Source organism: Micromonospora sp. LOL_025, from assembly GCF_048060285.1.
Classification (GTDB): domain Bacteria; phylum Actinomycetota; class Actinomycetes; order Mycobacteriales; family Micromonosporaceae; genus Micromonospora.
The window spans coordinates 135333-150998 of record NZ_JBHMIR010000006.1 but is presented as its reverse complement, the minus strand read 5'-3'; the positions used below and the strand labels follow the sequence as shown (position 1 = coordinate 150998).

Sequence of the window (15666 nt, the reverse complement as noted above, 5' to 3'; positions counted from 1 at the left end):
GCCGGGTAAATGGTCCTTTATCGTTTGTCCGGGTGGTGTGCGTACTTCGCGGCGGAGTTCCCATTCACTTCTCCTAATTCAAGACCGTGCGAGGGATTGTCGTGGCCACAGCTCAAACCACAGCGCAGGCGGATCCGCCCGGAGCCAGGCGAAACGAATGGATTCTGGTCATCTTCACGGGCACCACGAACATCGCCGACGCGGTGGCCCGGATCGCCCTCCCGCTGCTCGCCGCCCAGATCAGCCGATCACCCGTCGTGGTCACCGCCGTCGCGGCCATCATGAGCCTGCCGTGGTTGGTGGCCGCGCTGCACGTCGGTGTCTTCGTCGACCGGATGGACCGGCGGGCCCTGCTGATGGCCGCCGAGATCGCCCGGATGCTCTCCGTCGGGGCGCTTCTCGTCGCCGTGCTCTTCGCGAGCCCCACGCTGGCGCTGATCTACGCCGCCGCCCTCGTCATCGGTCTGGCCGACGTGGTGGCCGGAATCGCCGGGGTCTCCATCGTCCCGTCGGCCGTGCCGAAACACCGCTGGGAGACCGCCAACGCGCGGATCACGGCCCTGGAGTACCTGTTCAACGGCTTCGCCGGGCAGCCGATCGGCGGCTTCCTGGTGGCGGTCGGATTCGGGTTGGCGCTCGGCGTCACCGGGTTCGCCTACGTGGCCGGCGCGGTCCTGCTGCTCCTGCTGGTCGGCAACTTCAGGGTCGCCAGCCCCGCGCGCAAGCGCTCGGTCAACGAGGACATCCGCGAGGGACTCCGGTTCCTCTGGCAGCACCGGCTGCTCCGGACGATGGCGCTGCTCATCGCGATCATGGCCGGCTGCTGGGCGGCGTGGCTCGCCCTCATCCCGGTCTACGCCGTCGGCGGCCCGCTCGGGCTCGACGAGCGGCAGTACGGCTTCCTGCTCACCGGCCTCGGCGCGGGCGGGGTGATCGGCACCGTCATCGTGGGGCCGGTCAACCGGTGGATCGGCCGGCGCTGGTCCATGTTCACCGACATCGTCGGCGCCTTCGCCCTCGTCGCGGCCCCGGCGCTGCTGCCCGCCGCGCCGTCCAGCGCCTGGGCCATCGGCGCCGCGGCGTTCCTGGCCGGTGCCGGCGGCACGATGTGGACCGTCAACTCCCGGTTCATCACGCAGTCGCTGGTGCCGGCCGACATGCTCGGCCGGTTCAGCGCCGCGAGCCGCCTCGTGGCCTGGGGCATGACCCCGGTCGCCGCGATCCTCGCCGGCATCCTCGCCCAGGTCTTCTCCTACCAGGTGGCGTTCGGCTTCTTCGCGGTGCTCTGCGTACTGCTGATCTACCCGTTCTTCAAGGTGGTGACCCGGGAACGGATGGCCGAGGTCGACGGTCCGGCGCCCGGTGCGGGCCCCGACGCGGACGAGGGCGCCGGCACCGCCGCCGACGACGGCGACCTGCCGGAGGCGGCCACCACCGGCGGCTCCCGGTGAGCACGGACGGCCCGACCCTCTTCCAGGGGTTCACCGACACGGTCCGCCGGCATCCCGACGCCCCGGCGCTGCGCGTCGCGGGGCACGAGCTCACGTACGCCGAGCTCCTGGACCGGGTCGAGCGGCTGGCCACCCGGCTGGTCGCCCTGCACGGCCGCCCGCCCCGGGTCGTCGGGCTCTGCGCGTCGCGCAGCCTCGCGGCGTACGTCGGCTATCTCGCCACGCTGCGGCTCGCCGCGACCGTCGTGCCGCTCGGCCCCGACGCGCCGGCGGAACGGATCCGGCGCACCTGCGCCCACGCCGGGGTGGACGCCCTGCTCGCCGACGACGCGGGCCGGCGGGTGGCCGACGAGGCGGCCGGGCCGGCCCGCGTCCTGCACCTGCCCGACACCCCGGAGCAGCGCTGGTACGACGTGCCGGCCGAGCGGTGGACGGACGCGTACGCGGGCGGCCCCGACGACGTCGCCTACACCCTGTTCACCTCCGGATCCACCGGCACGCCCAAGGGGGTGCCGATCCGGCACCGCAATCTCATGCCGTACCTCGCGCACTGCGTGCAGGCCTACCGGGTGGGGCCGGGGGCACGGCTGTCGCAGACCTTCGAGCTGACCTTCGACCCGTCGGTGTTCGACATGTTCGTCGCCTGGCTGTCCGGCGCGCTGCTGGTGGTCGCCGCGCCCGGCGACACCCTGGCTCCCGTCCGCTACGTCAACGACAACCGGATCACCCACTGGTTCTCCGTACCGTCGGTGATCTCCCTGGCCCGCCGCCTGCGCACCCTGCGGCCCGGCAGCATGCCGGGCCTGCGGTGGAGCCTGTTCGCCGGTGAGCAGCTCACCCTGGCCCAGGCGCGGGCGTGGGCGGACGCCGCACCGGGCAGCACCCTGGAGAACCTGTACGGGCCCACCGAACTCACCGTCACCTGCACCCGCTACCAGCTCCACGCCGACCCGGCGCGGTGGCCCCGCACCAGCAACGACACCGTGCCGATCGGGCGGATCCATCCGCACCTGGAGGGGGTCCTGCTGGCGGCCGACGGGACCGCCGCGGACGACGGCGAACTCTGCGTGCGGGGCGCCCAGCGGTTCGACGGATACCTCGACGCCGCGCAGAACCACGGCCGGTTCGTCGACCACGACGGGCACCGGACGGTTCCGGTCGACGGCCCGCCCGGCCCGGAGAGCTGGTACCGGACGGGCGACCGGGTCCGTCGGGAGGACGGTGAACTGGTCCACCTGGGCCGGCTCGACGACCAGGTCAAGATCCACGGCTACCGGATCGAGCTGGGCGAGATCGAGTCCGTCCTGCGCCGGCACCCGGGGGTGCACGACGTCGTCGTCCTGGCGCTGCCCGGTGCCGGAGGGGTCGAGCTGCACGCGCTCTACACCTGCGACACCGTGGCGGAGGCGGCGCTGGCGGCCCTGGTGGCCGACCACCTGCCGCCCTACATGGCGCCGGCGCGGTACCACCGGGTCGAGTTCTTCCCGGTCAACGCCAACGGCAAGGTCGACCGCCGGCGGCTGGCAGCGGACGTCGGACTGGTCTGAGCGGCACCGACTCCCACCACGCTCACGAATCGAGAGCAGAGATGCCCATCCCGCCGCAAGCACCGCCCGCCCGCCTGCGTTTCCGGTTGATGGGGCCGGTGGAGTTCCACGACGGCGTCCAGTGGCGGGGGATCGGCTCGGCTAAACAGCGCGCGTTGCTGGCGATGCTGCTGCTCAAGGCCGACCAGGTGGTGTCGCTCGAACAACTGGTGGCCGAACTCTGGGACGACAACCCGCCGGCCTCGGCCAGCGGCCTCGTCGCCGGGTACGCGTGGCGGCTGCGCCGCGCCCTGAACGACCGCGACGGCCGCGTCCTGACCACCCGCAGTCCCGGCTACCGCCTGGTGGTCGCCCCCGAGACGATCGACATCGGCGAGTGCGAGCGGTTGATCAGGCAGGCCCACGCCGATCTCGCGGCCGGCCTGCCGGACGCCGGCGTCGCGGGATTCGACGCGGCGCTGGCGCTGTGGCGCGGCGCCCCGCTGGCCGACGTCCGGCCGACCCCGCTGGTGATGGCCGAGGTGGCCCGCCTGGAGGAGACCCGGATCGCCACGGTCGAGGCCCGCATCGGCGCCGAGTTGGAGCTGGGCCGGCACGGCATGCTGCTGCCGGAACTCAAGGTGCTCGTCAGCCAGCACCCCCTGCGGGAGCGCCTGCACGCCCACCTGATGACCGCCCTGTACCGCGACGGCCAGCAGGCGGTCGCCCTGGGCGCGTACCGCGACCTGCGGCGGTTGCTGGTCGACGAGCTGGGCATCGAGCCCAGCGAGTCCCTGCGCGACCTGGAACAGCGGATCCTGCGCAACGATCCCGCGCTGCGGCTGCACCACCCCGGGGCCCGCCCACCCGTCCGGGTGGGCACGTCGAGCCCGCCGGCCTCCCGGTTCCCCGCCGACCCGGTGGCCCTGCACGGGCGGGGCTCCGAGCTGGGCCGGCTGGTCAGGGGCGTGCGGTCGGGGCGGCCGGGCGTGGTCCAGGGCCTGGCCGGCGCCGGCAAGACCGCCCTGGCGGTACGCGCCGCGCACGAACTGGCCGCGGAGCATCCGGGCGGGTCGGTGTTCGTACCCATGGGCGGGGGGACACCCGACGGGCCGGCGGAGGCCGCCCGGGCGGTGCGCGTCCTGGCCGAGGCGCTCGGGCTGTCGTCGCCGACGGACGACCACCCCGCGTCGGGCTGGTCGGCCCTGTTGACCGGCCGGCGGGTCCTGGTCGTCCTCGACGACGTGGCGACCGCCGCGCAGGTACGCGTCCTCGGGCCGGTGCCGGTCGGCAGCGCCCTGATCGTCACCTCGCGGTCCGGGATGACCACCCTCGACGGCGCCACCCGGGTCTCCGTCGGCTCCCTGGACACGGACGACGCGCTCGACCTGCTCCGGTACCACCTCGGCATCGAGCGGGTGGACGCCGAGCCCGAGGCGGCGCGGGTGCTCGTGGCGTGCTGCGACGCGCTGCCCCTGGCCCTGCGGATCGCGGCCGCCCGGCTGGCGACGCGGCAGAACTGGTCTCTCGCCGCCTTCGCCGCCCGGCTGACCGATCCCGCCGCCCGGCTCGACGCCCTGGTCTGCGAGTCGATGACGATCCGGGACTGCCTCGCCGGCGCGGTGCGGGTGCTGACCCGGTACGGCGACGGCGACGGTGCGGCGCTGCGGGCCCTGCGGCTGTTGAGCCGGCTGGACCGGGGCCTGGTCAGCGTGGCGAACCTCGCCGCGCTGTCGGGCCTGCCGATGGCCGCCGCCGAGGTCGCCGCCGAACGCCTGGTCGACGCGGGGCTCGCCGAGGCGCTGCCGGACGGCCGCTACCGGATCCCCCAGCTCGTCCGGGCCCACGTGCGCGAACTGGGCCGCAGCCCGGAGTGCGACCAGGTCGTCGGCCTGCACGGGCAGCTTCCCACCACGACCGCCCGACCGCGCCGGTGAGCCGACCCGAGCGGGGACGCGGTGCGGCGGCCCGGCTGTCTGCGGCCCGGATGCCGGCGGTTGATCGGCGGCGGGCCGGTCAGGCGACGGCGATCGCCTCGATCTCGATGATCCACTCCGGGTCGAAGATCCCGGTGACGATCACCGTGAGGGCCGGGCGGTGCGCGCCGAGCACCTCGTTGCGGACCTTGGTGTTGACGTCGGCGTGCCGGCGGTCGGCCAGGAACGTGGTGACCTTGACCAGATTGTCGACGTCCATGCCGGCGTCGGCGAGGACGGCCCGGATGTTGTCCCAGACCAGTCGGCACTGCGCCTCGGGGGTGGCCGGGACGTGGCCGTCCCGGGTCTGGGGGATCTGCCCGCTGATGAACAGCATCCGTCCGGCGGTCTGGACCTCCAGCGCGTTGTGGTAACCGCCCGTGGCCTCCGGCACCGACTCGGGGTTGATCGGCCTCATCTGCATGGTCTCGATCACGTGTAGTCCTTCCGATTGTCCGGGGAATCCGGATTACGGACTGTGACCTTAGTCTAAAGGTCGTCCGGGGGACCGAATCCCGGACGGACCGGGACCGCGTCCCGTCCGGGCTCCTTCTGGTACCCGGAGCGGGGTCCCGCCCAACCCCCGCCGGCGCGCGGGATGTTCCCGCCGGGGCCGGGCGGGCCGGCTACAAGGACGGCCGGGTCGTCGCGCAGGGGCCGCCCGCCGACGTGGTGGACGCCGCCCTCACGCGGGAGGTGTTCGGCCTGCCGAGCATGGTGATGCCGAACCCGGCGACCGGGATCCCGATGGTGGTGCCGACCGTCTAGCGCCGTCCGAGGGTTGACCTGAAGCGGGATTGAGGTTGTCGGATGGAGGCATGCGTGCGATTCGGCTTCACGAGTTCGGTCCCCCCGGAAATCTGGTCCTCGACGACCTGCCCGACCTGACACCCGGCCCCGGCCAGGTCCGGATCGCCGTGTCGGCCAGCGGCGTGCACCTGCTCGACACGACCCTGCGCCGGGGCGAGGCAGGCGGCCCGCTCCCGCTGCCCGACCTGCCCACCGTCCCCGGCCGGGAGGTCGCCGGCGTCGTCGACGGGCTGGGCGGGGGCGTGGACGGGGCGTGGCGCGGCAGGCGGGTCGTCGCGCACCTGGGCATGGTGCCGGGCGGGTACGCCGAGCAGGCGGTCACCGCCGTCGGGTCGCTGTACGCCGTACCGCCGGGGCTGACCGACGCCGAGGCGGTGGCCGCGGTCGGCACGGGCCGGACGGCCCTCGGGATCTTCGACCTCGAACCGCCGACGGCGGACGACGTCGTCCTCGTGCCGTCGGCGGCCGGCGGGGTCGGCTGGCTGCTGGCGCAGGCCGCGCGGACGACCGGCGCCACAGTGGTGGCGGCGGCGCGCGGGGCCGACCGGACGGCGAAGCTGCGCGAGCTGGGCGCGGACCTCGTGGTGGACTACGGCCGCCCGGACTGGGCCGACGTGGTGCGGGACCGGGTCGGCGGCCTGAGCCTGGTGTACGACGGGGTGGGCGGCGCGGTCGGCCGGGCCGCCCTGGAGCTGACGAGGCCGGGCGGCCGGTTCATGATGTTCGGCTGGTCGGCGGGCGAGGCGACCCGGATCGGCACCGACGACGTCGTCGGCCGGGGCCTGACCGTGGGCTGGCTGGGACACCGGATCCGCGCCCTGCCCGGCGGCATCCCGGCGCTGGCCGCCCGGTCGCTGGAGCTGGCGGGGCAGGGCTGGTGGCGGCCGCTGGTCTCCACCTACCCGCTGGCCGACGCCGCCACCGCGCACGCCGACCTGGAGGGGCGCCGGGCGCTCGGCAAGGTGGTGCTGACCGTCGCGGGCTGACCCGGCGCGCCTCAGCCGGCCGGCCGGCGGGCCACCAGGTACGCCTGCGGCGTGCGCTCCGGCTGGCTGCCGAAGGTCTCGGGCTCGCGCACCAGCCGGACGCGGACGTCCAGCCCCGCGTCGGCCAGCAGGTCGGCCACCCGCTCCGGTCGGCGGCGCCGGAAGTCCAGCGAGACCGGGTGGCCGAACGCCTCGGTGAGGTGCAGCGGCTCGTCGCCGACCTGGAACGCCAGGACCAGGTGACCGCCGGGCGTCAACGCCCGGTGGAAGTCGGCGAAGGTGGCCGGCAGCAGGTCGTCCGGGACGTGGATGGTCGAGTACCAGGCCACGACGCCGCCGAGGGAGGCGTCGGGCAGCTCCAGGCCGGGCATCGCGCCCACCTCGAAGCGCAGGTCGGGGTGGGCCCGGCGGGCGACCTCGACCATCCGCGGGGAGAGGTCGATGCCGAACGCGTCCAGTCCGAGCCCGTGCAGGTACCCGGTGAGCCGGCCTGGGCCGCAGCCGACGTCGGCGACGGGCCCGTTCCCGGCGGCGCGTACGAGGTCGGCGAAGGCGGTGAGGACCGCCCGCTCCCACGGGTTGGCGACCAGTTCGTCCTGGAACCGCTCGGCGTAGTCGACGGCCAGGGTGTCGTAGGACGATCGGGTGTCGTGCAGGTGCTCCGGTTCGGTCACGCCCGGGCACGCTACCGGTCCCGGGTCGCACGGCGGACACCTCCTCGAACGCCCGCGGTCAGCCGGCGCGGCGTCCGTGCCGGCCGACCGCGGCGGGCTCGGGCCGGTGCTCGCCGCCGCCCTGCGCGCCCTCGTGGAGGCGGCGCCGCAGGACGTAGCGAGATTCGTGTAACGAGATTCGTGCACAAGACGCTGCACCGGCAGTCCGCGCGGATTCCCACCGGCGGGAATAGGCTCCGTCGTATCGGTGGCCAGCACGGCGATGGCCATCGCGTACCGGAGGTCGGACGCGGATCGAGGGGGCGCGTCCGGCGCCGGTGTCGCTGCCTCCCGTCGCGGCCCGGGTCCGTCAGCTCGCCGGAAGCTGCTCGGCCTTCGTGACCACCCGGTCGATCAGGCCGTACTCGCGGGCCTCCTCGGCGGTGAACCACCGGTCGCGGTCCCAGTCCCGCTGGATCTCCTCCAGGCTGCGCCCGCTGTGCCGCGCGATCAACTCCTGCATGGTCCGCTTCACGTGCAGCATGTTCTCCGCCTGGATCGTGATGTCCGCGGCGGTGCCGCCCATCCCGCCGGACGGCTGGTGCATCATGATCCGCGAGTGGGGCAGCGCGTAACGCTTGCCGGCCGTGCCCGCGCAGAGCAGGAACTGCCCCATCGAGCCGGCGAAGCCGAGCGCCACCGTGGCCACGTCGTTGCGGACGAACCGCATCGTGTCGTAGACGGCCATGCCCGCGCTCACCGAGCCACCCGGCGAGTTGATGTAGAGCACGATGTCCCGCTCCGGGTCCTCGGCGGCGAGCAGCAGCATCTGGGCGCAGATCTGGTTCGCCGAGGCGTCGGTGACCTCCGTGCCCAGGAAGATGATCCGCTCCTTCAGCAGCCGGTCGAACACCTGGTCGCCGAAGGACGGCTGCCCGCCGTCCAACATCCGCACGTCGAGACCGATCATCGCGTCCGCCCTTCCGGCACTGCCGGCGGGCGACCGGAGGGCGCCCGGGGGACCGGCACCTCCAGCCTGCGCGGAACGCCACCCGCGGGGCCAATGATTCTGCCGGCGGCAGATCAGCCGACGGCAGAACCGGCCGGACTAGACGACGGTCAACGTCCGCGCGCCCGCCCGCGTCCGCCCGCAGCCCAGCGCGACACGGGTACGCGGGCCGGAGCGGCCGTGCACGGCGGAGGTGGGCCGCCCGACCCGGAGGGTCGTGCCGCCCTGGCGTGGAGCCAGGTGGAGCAGGGGGCCGCCGGCCCGGGGCGCGACCCGCACGGCCGGGGTGGCGGCGTCGGGCCGGCCGACCTCCGCCCGCTCCAGCCGGGCCAGGCCGGCCCGGGGCGCGGCCGGGATGCGCGGCTCGACCCGACGCAGGTCGTCGCGCGCCTCCTCGAGCAGGTCGGACAGGTGGATGCCGAGCGCCCGGCAGATCGCCGCGAGCACCTCCGAGGAGGCCTCCTTGCGACCGCGTTCGACCTCGGAGAGGTAGGGCACGGACACTCCGGCGGCCTCGGCCACCTCGCGCAGCGTGCGGCCCTGCCGCAGCCGGAGCCGGCGCAGCACCCCGCCGATCACTCGTCGCAGCAACGACATGCGGGCCTCACTCTCGGGCTCGTCGTCCGGGGGACACCCCTCATCATGCCCCCTGCCGGCCGCGCGGGTCGTCCCGTCGCGCCGCGCGTCGTGGGTGAGCCGTCGTGACCCGGGTCGACGGCCCCGCCGTGCGAGATCCGCGCAGGCCGCTATGTTGTGCTCGTGCAGGCGACGACAGGGCCGGGGAAGGCCCTCACGTGATCCACTTTCCCGCCCAGCGACGGGGCCCACTGAGCGCGCTGAGTCTTCGGCTGGCCGCCGCCCTCGGCCTGGTCTTCGCCACCGTCGCCGTGGTCTACCTCGACCGGGACGGCTACCGCGACGTCAACGAGGACGCGCTGACCCTCCTCGACTGCTTCTACTACGCGGTGGTCACCCTCTCGACCACCGGCTACGGGGACATCACCCCGGTCAGCCAGACCGCCCGGCTGATCAACGTCGTCTACATCACGCCGGCCCGGGTGATCTTCCTGATCATCCTGGTCGGCACCACCCTGGAAGTGCTGACCGAGCAGTACCGCACCGGGCGTCGCCTGTCGCGGTGGAGGAGAGCCGTGAAGGACCACGTCATCATCTGCGGCTACGGCACGAAGGGCCGCAGCGCGGTCTCCGCCCTGCTGGAGAACGGTCTCGACAAGTCCCGGATCGTGGTGGTGGAGCGCAGCGGTCCGGCGCTGCGGCAGGCCACCTCGGCCGGCCTGGTGGCGATCGAGGGTTCGGCGACCCGCTCGTCGGTGCTCAACGAGGCGCACGTACGCAACGCCAAGGCGGTGATCATCGCGACCGACAGCGACGACGCCTCGGTCCTGGTGGCGTTGACCGTACGGCAGCTCACCGCCGGGCAGGTGCGGATCATCGCCGCCGCCCGGGAGGCGGAGAACGCCCCGCTGCTCAAGCAGAGCGGCGCCCACCACGTGATCGTCTCCTCGGCCACCGCCGGCCGGCTGCTGGGCCTGTCCACCTCGGCCCCGCCGCTGATCGACGTGGTGGAGGACCTGCTCACCCCGGGCCAGGGCATGGCGCTGGCGATGCGCTCCGCCGAGCGCTCCGAGGTGGGCCGCTCCCCGCGCGAGCTGGAATCGCTGGTCATCGCCCTGGTCCGGCGGGGCAAGGTGGTCACCCTGGCCGACAAGGCCGGCGCGGTCATCGAGACCGGCGACATGCTGGTGCACGTACGCGACGACCGCCCGCAGGCGACCACAGCCTCCTGACCGGCGGCCGCCCTGACTCGGGCGAGGGCCGGTGCCGGTGCCGTTGCGATGCCTCGCCGCCGCGCTGCCAGGTGAGGGCCACGCCGCCGGTGCCGGCTGCGGATTTCCCGTGCGTCTGGCCCGGCGCCCGCCCGGTGCGGCACAACAGGACGCCGAGCAACATGCGCCGCACGCCCGTCGGGCTACACAGTTACGTTCGGTGTTCGATCCGCACGTCCCCGGCCATGTTCCTCCGGACGCTTTGCTCTGCATCCTCATGCGCACCAGTAACCGTGGGTGCCTGTTGCGTATGAGGATGCAGAGCAAAGGGCGCGCGGGGCTTGGTCGTTCCCGAGGGCGCCTCACGCTGAAGACGCTGGTCACGAGCTTTCGGCGTCAAGGGTGGCGAGCGCCCCGCCCTTCCGCGCCGACGAGACCGTCACTCATCGTAGTAACTGGCGGAAGGGCGGGTACCGTTACTTACCGTGATCAAAGCGGGGGTTGGCGGAGGCGGGTCCGGCTGCGTCGGCGGTTTGCGCAGGTGGTTGCTCGTGTTCCAGATGGGGAGAGCCGCAGCCGGGGCGTGACGGGATGGCAGACCTTCCCGCCGGAGGGGGTGACCCGACCGGCTCAGGTCCCGAGGCGACCGACCCGGCGACCCGGTGGCAGAGACCCGACACGTGAGCGACGAGGGCCCGCGACCCGGGATCGGGTTGCGGGCCCTCCTGTCGTTCCGGCAACGCGGCGGTGCGCCTGCCCGGCTCCCGCTCAGGGGCGGCCGGCCACGTCGGTCAGAGGATGGTCCAGGTGTCCCCGCTGGCGAGGAGGCCGGCGAGCTGCTGCTCCGGGGTCTCGGTGACCTTCGCCTTCGCCTCGGCGAGCTGCTCCTGCACCACGCTGTCGTACGACGGCCGGTCCACCGAGCGGAACACGCCGATCGGGGTGTTCCGCAGGTCCAGCCCGGGCAGCCGGGACAGCGCGAAGGCGTACGCCGGGTCGGTGACCGTCGCGTCGTGCACGACGATCTCGCCCGGGCTGACCGACGCGGTCTCCCGGACCTCCAGGCCGAACCCGCCGGGCGGGTGCACGACGCAGAACTGCCCGTCCTTGCCGAAGGTGATCGGCTGCCCGTGCTCCAGCCGGATCAGGAAGTCGTCGCGGGTGGTCGGCTCCTTGAGCTGGTCGAACGCGCCGTCGTTGAAGATGTTGCAGTTCTGGTAGATCTCCACGAACGCCGAGCCCTGGTGCTCCGCCGCCGCCCGCAGCACCGACTGGAGGTGCTTGCGGTCCGAGTCGATGGTGCGGCCCACGAAGGTGGCCTCGGCCCCGAGAGCGAGCGACAGCGGGTTGAACGGCGCGTCGGCCGAGCCGGCCGGGGTCGACTTCGTGACCTTCCCGACCTCGGAGGTCGGCGAGTACTGCCCCTTCGTCAGGCCGTAGATCCGGTTGTTGAACAGCAGGATCTTCAGGTTGACGTTGCGGCGCAGCGCGTGGATCAGGTGGTTGCCGCCGATGGAGAGCGCGTCACCGTCACCGGTGACCACCCAGACCGACAGGTCGGGGCGGCTGGCCGACAGGCCGGTGGCGATCGCCGGGGCGCGGCCGTGGATCGAGTGCATCCCGTAGGTGTTCATGTAGTACGGGAAGCGGGACGAGCAGCCGATGCCCGACACGAAGACGATCCGCTCGCGCGGGATGTTCAGCTCCGGCATGAACTGCTGGATCGCGGCGAGGATCGCGTAGTCGCCGCAGCCGGGGCACCAGCGCACCTCCTGGTCGGACTTGAAGTCCTTGGCGGTGAGCTTGAGGGCGACGGGCTCAGACATTCTTCAGGACCTCTTCCAGCATCGTCTCCAGCTCGGCGGCGGTGAACGGCAGGCCGCGGACCTGGTTGTAGCCGATCGCGTCGACCAGGTACTTCGCCCGGATCACGTGGGCGAGCTGGCCGAGGTTCATCTCGGGGATGACCACGCGGTCGTAGGAGCGCAGCACCGTGCCGAGGTTGGCGGGCATCGGGGCGAGGTGCCGCAGGTGCGCCTGCGCGATGGCGTGGCCGCGCTGGCGCAGGCCCCGGCACGCCGCGCCGATCGGACCGTACGTGGAGCCCCAGCCGAGCACCAGCACCCGGGCGTCGCCGTCCGGGTCCTCGACCTCCACGTCCGGCACCGGGATCGTCTCGATCCGGGCCGCCCGGGTGCGCACCATGAAGTCGTGGTTCGCCGGGTCGTACGAGATGTCGCCGGTCTTGTCGGCCTTCTCCAGGCCGCCGATGCGGTGCTCCAGCCCGGCGGTGCCCGGGACGGCCCACGGCCGGGCCAGGGTCTCCGGGTCGCGCAGGTAGGGCAGGAACGTGGTGCCGTCGTCGCCGTTGGGCTTCGTCGCGAACTCGACCCGCAGGTCGGGCAGCGACTCGACGTCGGGCAGCAGCCACGGCTCGGAGCCGTTGGCGACGTAGTTGTCGGACAGCAGGATGACCGGCGTGCGGTAGGTCAGCGCGATCCGGGCCGCCTCGATGGCCGCGTGGAAGCAGTCCGCCGGCGACTTCGGCGCGATCACCGCGACCGGGGCCTCGCCGTGGCGGCCGTAGAGCGCCATGTTGAGGTCGGCCTGCTCGGTCTTGGTGGGCATGCCCGTGGAGGGACCGGCCCGCTGCACGTCGACGATGACCAGCGGCAGCTCCAGCGCCACCGCGAGGGAGATCGTCTCGCTCTTGAGCGCCACACCCGGGCCGCTGGTGGTGGTGACGCCGAGCGAGCCGCCGTACGACGCGCCCAACGCCGCGCCGACCGCGGCGATCTCGTCCTCGGCCTGCATGGTGAGCACGCCGAAGCGCTTGTGCTTGCTCAGCTCGTGCAGGATGTCCGAGGCCGGGGTGATCGGGTAGGCGCCCAGGAAGACCGGCAGCCCGGAGCGGACGCCGGCGGCCACCAGGCCGAGCGACAGGGCCGCGTTGCCGGTGATGTTGCGGTAGGTGCCCGGCCGCATCTTTGCCGGCTTGACCTCGTAGCGGACCGCGAAGTCCTCGGTGGTCTCGCCGAAGTTCCAGCCGGCCCGGAACGCCGCGACGTTCGCCGCGACCAGCTCGGGGCGGGCGGCGAACTTGCGCTCCAGGAAGCGCAGCGTCGACTCGTACGGCCGGTTGTACATCCAGGAGAGCAGGCCGAGGGCGAACATGTTCTTGGCCCGCTCGGCGTCCTTCTTGGACACCGCCTGCTCGGCGAGCGCGCCGACCGTCATCGAGGTCAGCGCCACCGGGTGCACCACGTAGCCGGCGAGCGAGTCGTCCTCGAGCGGGTTCGACTGGTAGCCGACCTTGGCCAGGTTGCGCTTGGTGAACTCGTCGGTGTTGACGATGATGTCCGCGCCCCGCGGCAGGTCGGCGAGGTTCGCCTTGAGCGCCGCCGGGTTCATCGCCACCAGCACGTTCGGCGAGTCGCCGGGGGTCAGGATGTCGTAGTCGGCGAAGTGCACCTGGAAGCTCGACACGCCCGGCAGGGTGCCGGCGGGAGCCCGGATCTCCGCCGGGAAGTTCGGCAACGTGGAGATGTCGTTGCCCAGCTGCGCGGTCTCCGAGGTGAACCGGTCGCCGGTGAGCTGCATGCCGTCGCCGGAGTCACCGGCGAACCGGATGACCACCCGGTCCAGTTGACGGATCTGCTTGGTCACGCCTGCACCTCGCTTCGCTGGGCGCGGTCGCGCGGGCGGCTGAACGTGTTGGTGACCTCGCCTTGCCCGGCCACGTGACCTCCTTGACGCACCGCTGCACCAGACCCGCCGAGGCGGGCCCGGTCCGCTGTAGTTACCTCACCTGAGAGCCTACGTCGAATCGCCGCCCCAGCCTTCTCGGAGGCCGCCCTATGGGATGCGATCCAGCGAGATTCCACCCCGATTTGAGGGGTTTCCGTCCCGTCGCCGTAATCCAGATCACCGGTAGCGGGGGCGGGCGGGACGCCGGCCCGGGCGGACCGGCGCCCCGGGGCGGGCCGGGTCACTCGGTCGGTGCCGTGGACGGTCCGGCCGCCGGGGCGGTCATCCGCCGCCGCAGGGAGGTGGTCGCCAGCGTGAGGGCGAACACCACCAGCAGCGTGGAGATCACGATCAGCAGGATCGCCGTTCGCCGTACCGAGCCCCCGCCGTCGTCGCTGACGGCCGGGGCGTCGGCGGCGAGCACGCCCTGCGACCCGGTCGGCGCGGGCGGCGAGGCCACCGGGGTCGCCAGCGCGGCGGCGGCGGTGATCCGGAAGCTCATCTGCACCTGCCGGGCCCGGCCGCTGCGCGGGTCGAGCTGCCCGAGCACCGCGCCGGCCAGCGGGGCCTGCCGCTGGGCCTCGGGGGTCGCGGAGACCGGCAGCCGCAGCTGCGCGGTCCGGCCGGCGGCGAGGGTGCCCAGCTCGCAGCGCGTACGGGTGGGGTCGACCGTGGTGCAGCCGGACGGGGGCGTCGGCACGGTCACCCCGGCCGGCAGGACCACCTCGATCCGGCCCTCGGCGTCCACCTTCCCGGTGTTGCCCAGGCGCACGTCGAGCCCGCTCGACCCGCCGCTGATGTCGAAGGAGACCGCGTCGGCGTCCAGCCTGATCCCCGGCACCGGCGGGCCGGGCGGGAAGAGCACCACGAAGCCCTCGTCGTCGCCCACCGCACCGGGCACGCCGGGCGCGGTCGCGGTGACCCGGACGGAGCCGCTGAGCGGCATCCGCTTCCAGGCGTCGCCAGCGACGCGTACCCGGAGCAGGGTGCTGAACCGGGCGCCGGGCGCGCTCGCCCACTCGCCGCAGCGGTGCTCCCCGCCGCCGACCGGGGCGCAGCCCCCGGTGCCCGCGTCGGTCAGCCCGGCCGGGAGCGTGTAGGCCAGCCCGATCCGGGCGGGCGTGGCGCCCGTGTTCGTGACGGTCACCCGCAGCGTGGTCACCGTGCTCGGCGCGTTCCAGTACGCGGCGGTCAGGGTGATGTCGTCGGTCGTGACGCTGACCCCGGCCAGGGGCGCCGGCGGGGTGGCGGCGGGCGCGGAGGGCCGGACCGGCGGCACCGACGGCGCCGGGGGCGGTGCGGCGGTGGTCGGCGCGGCGGTGGTGGGCGCCGGCTGCTCCGGGGCCGTGGTCGTCGGGGCCGGCTCGGTCGTCGCGGCCGGTGGCGTGGTCTCCGGCGGCGGCGCGGTGGTCGAGGGCGCCTCGGTGGGCACCGGAGCCGTGTCCGTCGGATCCGCCGTGGGCGGGTCCCCGCCCGGCTCGCCGGCCGGCTCGGTCGCGGGGGAGGCGGCCCGGGCGGCGGTCGGGGCGGCGGTCGCCCAGCCCGGCACCGCGGCGACGGTCAGTCCGACCGCGAGACCGATCGCCAACAGGGGCACGGCGCGTCGGTCACGCGCCCGCCGGCCGGGCCGTACGTCCACGCGAGCCATCTGTCCTCCGGTGACGATGAGTGAGATCCCAATATTCGACAATTGTTGCCAGAGGGCACTAGTCCCGTCGGGA

12 protein-coding genes are annotated in these 15666 nt (G+C 73.6%); 5 read left to right on the top strand and 7 right to left on the bottom strand.

Translation table 11 applies throughout. The features are described from left to right. Positions 1-101: 101 nt before the first annotated feature. Genes ACFHW0_RS10925 through ACFHW0_RS10915 form a run of 3 tightly spaced genes read left to right on the top strand, consistent with a single transcriptional unit; the run spans position 102 to position 4914 of the window. Positions 102-1451: an MFS transporter gene (locus tag ACFHW0_RS10925; RefSeq protein ID WP_416607149.1), complete on the top strand. Its 1350-nt coding sequence runs from the start codon at positions 102-104 to the stop codon at positions 1449-1451. Beyond that, positions 1448-2998 (top strand): amino acid adenylation domain-containing protein, encoded by a 1551-nt coding sequence (locus ACFHW0_RS10920; RefSeq protein WP_416607148.1) that lies wholly within the window; start codon positions 1448-1450, stop codon positions 2996-2998. Before ACFHW0_RS10925 ends, ACFHW0_RS10920 begins: the two co-directional genes overlap by 4 nt. A 41-nt stretch (positions 2999-3039) precedes the next feature. After that, the gene (locus ACFHW0_RS10915) at positions 3040-4914 is read left to right on the top strand and encodes a BTAD domain-containing putative transcriptional regulator (RefSeq protein WP_416607147.1); all 1875 of its coding nucleotides are present in this window, start codon (positions 3040-3042) and stop codon (positions 4912-4914) included. Between the two features lie 79 nt (positions 4915-4993). Here ACFHW0_RS10915 and ACFHW0_RS10910 read toward each other — a convergent pair whose 3' ends face one another. Then, a complete protein-coding gene (locus ACFHW0_RS10910) occupies positions 4994-5389 on the bottom strand; it encodes a RidA family protein (protein WP_282313121.1) in 396 nt (131 codons plus the stop codon). A gap of 382 nt (positions 5390-5771) precedes the next feature. Here ACFHW0_RS10910 and ACFHW0_RS10905 point away from each other — a divergent pair, with 382 nt between their 5' ends. Beyond that, positions 5772-6749 (top strand): zinc-binding dehydrogenase, encoded by a 978-nt coding sequence (locus ACFHW0_RS10905; protein WP_416607146.1) that lies wholly within the window; start codon positions 5772-5774, stop codon positions 6747-6749. An 11-nt stretch (positions 6750-6760) separates the two neighbouring features. Here the strand turns inward: ACFHW0_RS10905 and ACFHW0_RS10900 are convergent, their stop codons facing one another. The 3 genes from ACFHW0_RS10900 to ACFHW0_RS10890 form a co-directional block, all read right to left on the bottom strand. After that, positions 6761-7423, bottom strand: a complete 663-nt coding sequence (locus tag ACFHW0_RS10900) for a class I SAM-dependent DNA methyltransferase (RefSeq protein WP_416607145.1) — start codon at positions 7421-7423, stop codon at positions 6761-6763. A gap of 349 nt (positions 7424-7772) precedes the next feature. Further along, positions 7773-8372: a ClpP family protease gene (locus tag ACFHW0_RS10895; RefSeq protein WP_089002178.1), complete on the bottom strand. Its 600-nt coding sequence runs from the start codon at positions 8370-8372 to the stop codon at positions 7773-7775. A gap of 138 nt (positions 8373-8510) precedes the next feature. Continuing rightward, complete coding sequence (locus ACFHW0_RS10890; protein ID WP_416607144.1) at positions 8511-9008, bottom strand: helix-turn-helix domain-containing protein; 498 nt, start codon at positions 9006-9008, stop codon at positions 8511-8513. A 197-nt stretch (positions 9009-9205) separates the two neighbouring features. Here ACFHW0_RS10890 and ACFHW0_RS10885 point away from each other — a divergent pair, with 197 nt between their 5' ends. Continuing rightward, positions 9206-10219: a potassium channel family protein gene (locus tag ACFHW0_RS10885; RefSeq protein ID WP_416607143.1), complete on the top strand. Its 1014-nt coding sequence runs from the start codon at positions 9206-9208 to the stop codon at positions 10217-10219. 770 nt (positions 10220-10989) lie between these two features. Here ACFHW0_RS10885 and ACFHW0_RS10880 read toward each other — a convergent pair. From ACFHW0_RS10880 to ACFHW0_RS10870, 3 genes are all read right to left on the bottom strand, one after another. Further along, positions 10990-12024 carry a 2-oxoacid:ferredoxin oxidoreductase subunit beta gene (locus tag ACFHW0_RS10880; RefSeq protein ID WP_416607142.1) on the bottom strand — a complete coding sequence of 345 codons (1035 nt, stop codon included), beginning with the start codon at positions 12022-12024 and terminating at the stop codon, positions 10990-10992. Beyond that, entirely contained in the window at positions 12017-13864 is a 1848-nt protein-coding gene (locus ACFHW0_RS10875; RefSeq protein WP_416607141.1) for a 2-oxoacid:acceptor oxidoreductase subunit alpha, read from the bottom strand. Before ACFHW0_RS10875 ends, ACFHW0_RS10880 begins: the two co-directional genes overlap by 8 nt. 322 nt (positions 13865-14186) lie before the next feature. Next, complete coding sequence (locus tag ACFHW0_RS10870; protein WP_416607140.1) at positions 14187-15593, bottom strand: hypothetical protein; 1407 nt, start codon at positions 15591-15593, stop codon at positions 14187-14189. Positions 15594-15666: the final 73 nt, after the last annotated feature.